Origin of the sequence: Aestuariivivens insulae, from assembly GCF_022662195.1 — a bacterium.
GTDB classification, from domain to species: Bacteria; Bacteroidota; Bacteroidia; order Flavobacteriales; family Flavobacteriaceae; genus Aestuariivivens; species Aestuariivivens insulae.
This window is the reverse complement of record NZ_JAKMCS010000017.1, coordinates 63548-71227: the sequence shown is the minus strand read 5'-3', so window position 1 is coordinate 71227 and position 7680 is coordinate 63548. Positions and strand designations below refer to the sequence as shown.

Below are 7680 nucleotides of genomic sequence, written 5' to 3'. Positions count from 1 at the left end.
TAAAAAATCATCGTGTAGAAAATCTTCTTTCTTCATAAGTGTATAAAATTTAAAATTAAACAAAAAAAATATCGAGGGTTGCAACCCTCGATATTTTTAACTTTACACACTTAGTGAGATATTACCTTATTAAACATTAAAGCCAATATCCCAAAGGACATTGGCTTTAATGTTTTAACCTCGATTGTTCGGTTTTGTTGAGTAAATTTCTGGTTTAAATTAGTTTACAACTAACCTAAACTGTTTGGAGCCTAATTCTCCATGAACCATTAAGAGATAAATGGCTTTATCTAAAGTCGAAACATTAAGGTCTATGGTTGCGCCCATGTTAGATAGGTCTTCTTCTTTCACTAATCTACCTCTAATATCATACAGTTTGGCTGTTTTTAAAGCCTGTTGTTTTGCGTTTTTAATGGTAACGATATCGGTGGCTGGGTTGGGGTAAATTAACACGCCTTCCAATTCTGGGTTAATATCGTCTGTAGCAAGGGCTTCTTCCACGGTAATCGTTGCTGTACAGGTATCACTGTTGCCATTTTCATCGGCCACAAACATGGTTACCGTATTGGGGCCAAGGTTAGAACTGTTAAAGCTAGAGGGTGAAAAAGCGAAGATTAAGTTAGAACTACAAAGGTCATAACTGCCATCATCCATATCATCTTTGGTAACGGTTGCCGTACCGCTGATCTAAATAAATGGTAGCGTCTTTACAAACGGCGATTGGAGGTTCATTATCTTCAACGGTGATAGTAAAGCTGCAGTTTTCTGAGTTTCCATCATTATAGGAAATAGTCCAATTGATGGTTGTTCCATTAGATACAACAGCGCCATTAAGCGAGCTTGAATTGTTGAAGTCATTTATAATTGAAGCTATTCCGCAATTGTTGCCGAAAGTAGGGTCAAATTCAGTGCCTTGTACTTGATAATCACAAGAATTGGTATCATGACCTCTCATTGCATTGGTTGGGCAAATAAGCGTAGAGCCCATTTGTAAAACCTCCACGTCTGTAGTAACGGACTTTCCGCAAACATCCAGTATTTCAATATGGTAGGAGCCAGCGTTCAATGGCATTATGTTCAGCTGTCCGCTTTCCAGACCAGTTCCGTAGGTCCAGTTGCCTCCAGTGAAGGACACGGAGATATTTTCTGCTTCGCCGTTCCATTCCAGATCAATGCTGCCGGAGTTGGCCGCTGCCCCAAAGCAGATGTTGTTCGGGGTGGCACTGGTAATGGCCAATTCATCAATTTGGGCTACTTCTACATCGGTAGAGACGGTTTGTCCGCAGACGTCCAGGATTTCAATGTGGTAGGTCCTGGCAGTAAGAGATCCGATGGTTAGATTGCCATCTCCCAGATTTGAATTGTATGAATTAGAATAACCACTAGAAGTAACGGTTACAGTTTGAGCTTCACCATTCCATTCCAGATAGATGCTACCCGAGTCGGCAGCACCCCCAAAGCAGATGTTACTTGGGAGGGCAGTGGTAATGGCCAGTTCATCAAGCTGTACAACATCTACGTCTGTAGAGACGGTCTGTCCGCAGACGTCCAGTATCTCGATGTGGTAAGTTCCGACGGTTAAAGGCTCTATTTTCAATTGTCCGCTTTCCAGTCCGGTTCCATAGGTCCAGTTGCCACTAGAGAACGATACGGAGATATTTTCAGCTTCCCCTAACCATTCCAGGTCAATGCTACCCGAGTTGGCAGCGCCACCATAACAGATATTATTGGGGGATACAGAGGCAATGGCCAGCTCATCAAGTTGAACCACTTCTACATCTGTAAAAACGGTCTTTCCGCAAACGTCCAATATTTCGATATGGTAGGTTCCGGCGGTCAAAGGCTCTATCTTCAACTGTCTGCTTTCCAGACCAGTTCCGTAGGTCCAATTGCCTCCAGTGAAGGACACGGCGATATTTTCTGCTTCGCCGTTCCATGCCAGGTCAATGCTACCGGAGTTAGCAGCTCCCCCAAAGCAAATGTTGTTAGGGAAGGCAGTGGTAATGGCTAGTTCATCAAGTTGTAGCACTTCTACATCGGTAGAGACGGTCTTTCCGCAGACGTCCAGTATTTCGATGTGGTAGGTTCCGGCGGTCAAAGGTTCTATCTTCAACTGTCCATTTTCCAGACCAGTTCCATAGGTCCAGTTACCTCCAGTGAAGGACACGGCGATATTTTCTGCTTCGCCGTTCCATGCCAGGTCAATGCTACCGGAGTTAGCAGCTCCCCCAAAGCAAATGTTGTTAGGGAAGGCAGTGGTAATGGCTAGTTCATCAAGTTGTAGCACTTCTACATCGGTAGAGACGGTCTGTCCGCAGAAATCTTGGATTTCGATGTGGTAAGTGCCAGCAGTCAATGATCCAATGGTAAGATTGCCATCTCCCAGATTCGAATTATAGGAATTGGATGATCCTCCCGAAGTCACCGTTATAGTTTCGGCATCTCCATTCCATTCCAGGTAAATACTACCAGAATTGGCTGCTCCCCCAAAACAGATATTGCTTGGATAAGCATTTGTAATTTCAAGTGCATTAGCCACAACCGTTACTGTAACCGAGCATGAATCGCTATTGCCGGAGGCATCTTTTGCTGTCCAGGTCACTACAGTATCTCCTTTGTTGAATGCCACATTGTTTAAATTGCTTTGTCCGTTAATGTTATTGGTAAGCGTGATCGTGTTACAATTGTCTACCCAACCCGGAACAAAATCGGATGCGCTGGCCGTATAGGTACAGGAGCCGGGATCTACATTTACGGTGGTGTCGTTAGGACATATCACTTCTGGGGGCATATTGTCCACAACCGTTACCGTAGCTGTACAGGTATCGGTGGCACCAGCAAAATCGGTTACAGTAAGGGTTACAGTATTGTCACCCAGATTACTGCAATCGAAGGTGTCTGTATCTAGGGATAATGAGACGGGGCCTTCTGTGTCACTAGATCCTCCATCAACATCTTGGGGGGTAATTGTAGTTTCCCCGGCAATGTCTAAATATGCTGTATAATTGGAACATACCGCGGTGGGCGGTACATTGGCCGTTATGCTAACCGAAAAGTTATAGACACAAAGGGCATTATTGTTTGAGGCAGTATCACCTGCTTTTAATTGCCAGGTGCCAACAGGAGTTTCACCATTAAAGCTGTTAGCTAAAGTAATAAGTCCAGCAGGTTTAAAGGTCCCAGATGTTGGGGTGCCAGATGGCACAGTTGCGGCAGAGTCATCAAATACTGTAGTTACTACACCACCTTGGGTCTCACCGGACCATGTGACCTGTGGCGCTAAAACCAGGTCTTGACTAATATCGACTGCATCCATTCGAAAGCTTATTTCTACATTATTTGGGTTGTCTGATGTAGGAGAAGAACAGGTCCCTCCCGTTTTTTGCCAAGTAATTGTTACATTAACATCGGTTATTACGGCACCTGTTGGAAAATCACTGGCACTAAAATTAACACTGCCAACATCGGCACAGTAGGCGCCTCCACAGCCGTCTATCTCTTGGGTAGGGCCGGTAAAATACTTGGTTACTGTGGTTTGGGCATGCCCTATGGCGCCTAAAAGCAAGGCCATGAGCATTATTACATGATGTAAGTGAATTGTAATTTTTTTCATGAAGTTGTTGTTAAATGTTAGCCAAATGTTTTAATAGGTAAATTTAACGAAAACTTTGTAAACTTAGACAATGTGTGTATTAAAATTAAGACATTATAGTCGGCTTTTATAGGTAGTTTGTCTAAAACTATTGAAGTGCAGTATTTAGAAGGTTTGGTGAGTTGGTTAACTAGAATTATATATTTTTAGCCTGTTGTGCATTTTGATAAAATTCTGTCAATCTGCCTACCGGCAGGCAGGTGAGAATTTTAGTCTTTGAAATAGTTCTCGATACGTCCCGACAGTAAGCGTCGGGACACTCGAACTGACATTTCGTAAACATATTGAGCCAAAATGCACAACGGGGATGCTTATAATACAGCAATTAGCTATTTTTATACTTATCGTTTAAACCTATACCTTTTAAGATTAATGGCTTAATTTTTTCCAATCGGGCTTGTTTGGTGGCCTCGCGTTTTGCCGTTGTAATGTATTCACAGAATTCCCGTTGCTTGTATGGGGTTAAAGTGTTAAAGGCCTTATATAAATTGGTGTTTTTGTCTAAAAGTTGTTTTAGCTCGGCTGGTAATGTAATGGCGTTACTTTTTATTTCGGGTTTTAATACTTTACCTAATTTTTGGTTTTCAATGGCTTCCTTTACATAAGCTAAAACAAGATTTTTATCGATCTCATCAATGGTATTAAAGCGCATTTGCCGCATGGCTTTGGTTTTTCCTTCTTGGGCATTTAGCAATACCTGCTGTTCATCTTTTAAAAACACACCATTAAAAAACCAAATGCCAAAATGGTTTTTAAAGGCGCTTATGCCCAAAACATTTTTCCCGTTAAGGGTATAAACGGGCGCATTCCATTTTATGGTTTCTTCCAACTCGGTTGTGTTAATAATATCACGTAAAAGCGTTAATGCTTCACGATAGTGATGGTGGGTTTCAATGTATGCTTCGACAGTTGTTACTTTTTGCATGATTGACTACAGGTTTAAAAGCAATAAAAATATTAAAAAAAGAGATGTCATTGCGAGAAGTGAGGCACGAGTGATGAAGCAATCTCATCAATAGAACTAACCGGCTGCCACGAAAACGAAATTACATATCGTTTTCTCGCAGTGACGCACTTATAATTAAAAATAATTGACCCGTTGTATATTTTAGTTTTTGAAATACTTCTCGATAATTTGGACTCTTAAACATTATTCACGTTTATTTAAACTAAGCATCGTTATATCATTAATACAAGCCTGTATCCCCTTTGTCCAGTATAGGCATAAGCTTGTTTACAATATCAGGAAATTCAGAAGCAAGGTTTTTGCTTTCCAAAGGATCGGTTTGGTGATCGTACAGTTCTATAGTGGGTTCTTCAGTCCTAAAGTATTTGGTAAGCCGGTAACGTTCCGTTCTTACTGAAATACCATTCCTAAAATAACTGTAGGCCACCTCGTTGCCAGTGTTCGGGACATCGCTAGTAAACAAATTGGTAAAGCTTTCGCCATCAATAGGGTGCTTAATAGCTATATCGCACAAATCCAGCAAGCTTGGGTAGATATCGACGGTCTCCACAATAGAGGAAACTGGTTTTGGATGGGTATTATGGGGTGTTTTTATAATTAAAGTACTTCGTAAGGCATTTTCAAAAATGGTGTGTTTACCCCATACCTGTTGGTCTCCCAAATGCCAGCCGTGGTCGCCCCATACCACTATAATCGTGTTATCATCGAGTCCAAGGGATTTTATTTGATCTACTATCCTTCCGATTTGGCTGTCGGTATAACTAATACAGGCATAGTAGGCATGTTTTAGTTTTTTAGCATATGGCTCTGAGGCCATTTGGGACAGTGATGGCTTTTCTTCCCCTAGTTTATAACCGTTTAATTCACCGCTATCGTGTAAACTTTTTAGGTTAACATTGGTGGGAACCATGGGGTTTGGAGAAACGGGAATGGTTGCTCTATCATATAGATTCCAATATTTTTCGGGGGCTGTAAAGGGCAAATGGGGCTTGAATAAGCCAACACCTAGGAAGAATGGTTTTTTATGGTTTTTGAGTTCTTTTAATTTGTCAATGGCTAGTTGCGTAGTTAGCCCATCGACATAGCCAGTATCGCTAACTTTTCCTTTTTCATAAGGTGTAACCTGTCTGTTCAAGCTTTGTCTGTTTTCCCCATTGGCATAACCAAAGAAAGCATTCCAGCCGGTTTTCCATTTTCCGGGGTTAAAAAGTAATTCATCCCAACTATAGGGAAGTTCCCTTTTATTGGAAGGTTGCTCGGTATAACCATAGACTAGGCCATCTGCCGAATGGCTAATCTTACCAATGCCAACAGTATGGTAACCGTTTCTTTTTAGTTGATGGATAAAGGTCTCTGGGATGTCGGTTTCTGGTTGGTTAGAAAGGACATGCGATGTAATATCGTTATCCAAATGGGCTTTTGTGGTTGGTCTCATACCAGTGAGTAAAGCATGTCTGGAAGCTCCACAGGTAGGGACATTAACAAAATGATTTTGAAATAAAAAGCCTTCTGCAGCTAGCTTGTCAAGGTTTGGCGATTGTGCTATAGGGTTGCCATAGCAGCCTAGGTCGGGACGAAGGTCGTCTACTGCTATAAAAACAATGTTGGGCTTAGGTACAGGCGTTTTGTTCTCCTTATGACATGACGCCAATAAGAGTGGTAAAAAAATAACGATCCTATCTAAACGGAGTGTTACATAAAGCGACCTTGATAGTAACCCAATTGCTTTAAGGCTAAGAATTGCTTTGGCCATTCGGTTTTAATTTTTAGAAGCATGTTTTTCGGCTGTTAATTCTGCTATTTTACAAATCACTTGGGTGGCTTTTATCATACTTTCAACTGGAACGTATTCGTAACGCCCATGGAAATTGTGGCCTCCAGCAAAAATATTGGGGCAGGGTAGTCCCATGTAACTCAGTTGGGAGCCATCGGTACCCCCGCGAATAGCCTTTATAAGGGGTTCAATGTTTAATTCATTCATGGCTTCCTCGGCAATATCAACAATATGCATAACGGGTTCTACTTTTTCGCGCATGTTGTAATACTGATCTTTTATTTCGGAAACAATAACCTCACGACCATATTGTGAATTCAGCTCGTTGGTTAATTTGAGCATCACTTCTTTTCGCGCTTCGAAATGCCCTTTGTCGTGATCGCGAATAATATATTCGAGTACCGTTTGTTCTACTTCGCCCTTCATGCTATGTAAATGGAAAAAACCTTGATAGCCATCGGTATGTTCTGGGGTTTCCATTTTTGGTAAGGAGTTAATAAATTCGGTAGCAATATACATGGAATTCACCATTTTACCTTTGGCATACCCGGGGTGAACAATTTTACCTTTAACGGTTACTACGGCACTGGCGGCATTAAAGTTTTCGTATTCGAGTTCACCAATTTGACTACCGTCCATGGTATAGGCCCATTCGGCACCAAATTTTTCAACATCAAATTTATGGGCACCACGACCTATTTCCTCATCGGGTGTAAAACCTACCCTAATTTTACCGTGCTTAATTTCGGGGTGATTGATTAAATATTCCATAGCCGAAACAATCTCGCAGATGCCTGCTTTATCATCGGCGCCTAATAGCGTTGTACCATCGGTAGTAATAAGTGTTTGTCCTATGTACTGTTTTAAATCATCGAAATAATCGGGCGATAATACAATGTTTTCTTCTTTATTTAATAAAATGTCGCCCCCATGATAATTTTCAAAAATTTGAGGTTTAACGTTAGTTCCCGTAAAATCTGGAGAGGTGTCAAAATGGGAGATAAACCCAATGGTTGGGACCTCATGAGTTACATTACTTGGCAAGGTGGCCATAATATAGGCATTGTCGTCTATAGTAACTTCTGTCATGCCTATGGCTTTGAGTTCCTTGGCCAATTTATGGGCCAGATCCCATTGTTTTTCGGTGCTTGGAGTGGTGTTGGAATTGGGGTCGGATTGCGTATCTATTGTAGCATAACCCACAAAACGTTTTATAATGTGTTCTTTGGAAATCATACTTAAGTGTTAATTGTATTTGGAATAGCTTTTATTGGGATAAAGTTACAA

General features: G+C 41.4%; 5 protein-coding genes. All 5 read right to left on the bottom strand.

Annotated elements, in window-relative coordinates; genetic code table 11:
• Positions 1–219 precede the first annotated feature (219 nt).
• The 5 genes from MR062_RS15900 to pepT all read right to left on the bottom strand — a co-directional run bounded on the left by MR062_RS15900 (position 220) and on the right by pepT (position 7629).
• Positions 220–654 (bottom strand): T9SS type A sorting domain-containing protein, encoded by a 435-nt coding sequence (locus MR062_RS15900; protein WP_242206064.1) that lies wholly within the window; start codon positions 652–654, stop codon positions 220–222.
• Position 655: 1 nt separating this feature from the next.
• Entirely contained in the window at positions 656–3613 is a 2958-nt protein-coding gene (locus MR062_RS15895; protein WP_242206062.1) for an HYR domain-containing protein, read from the bottom strand.
• 364 nt (positions 3614–3977) lie between these two features.
• A complete protein-coding gene (locus MR062_RS15890; protein WP_242206060.1) occupies positions 3978–4577 on the bottom strand; it encodes a YdeI/OmpD-associated family protein in 600 nt (199 codons plus the stop codon).
• A 262-nt stretch (positions 4578–4839) separates the two neighbouring features.
• Complete coding sequence (locus tag MR062_RS15885; RefSeq protein WP_242206058.1) at positions 4840–6372, bottom strand: sulfatase; 1533 nt, start codon at positions 6370–6372, stop codon at positions 4840–4842.
• 6 nt (positions 6373–6378) lie between these two features.
• Positions 6379–7629: a peptidase T gene (pepT, locus tag MR062_RS15880; RefSeq protein ID WP_242206056.1), complete on the bottom strand. Its 1251-nt coding sequence runs from the start codon at positions 7627–7629 to the stop codon at positions 6379–6381.
• Between the last annotated feature and the right edge of the window lie 51 nt (positions 7630–7680).

Excerpts from the sequence above, each read along its gene's own strand:
- MR062_RS15900 (WP_242206064.1), bottom strand. The coding sequence starts at position 654 with ATGGATGATGGCAGTTATGACCTTTGTAGTTCTAACTTAATCTTCGCT.
- MR062_RS15895 (WP_242206062.1), bottom strand. The coding sequence starts at position 3,613 with ATGAAAAAAATTACAATTCACTTACATCATGTAATAATGCTCATGGCC.
- pepT (WP_242206056.1), bottom strand. The coding sequence starts at position 7,629 with ATGATTTCCAAAGAACACATTATAAAACGTTTTGTGGGTTATGCTACA.
- MR062_RS15890 (WP_242206060.1), bottom strand. The coding sequence starts at position 4,577 with ATGCAAAAAGTAACAACTGTCGAAGCATACATTGAAACCCACCATCAC.
- MR062_RS15885 (WP_242206058.1), bottom strand. The coding sequence starts at position 6,372 with ATGGCCAAAGCAATTCTTAGCCTTAAAGCAATTGGGTTACTATCAAGG.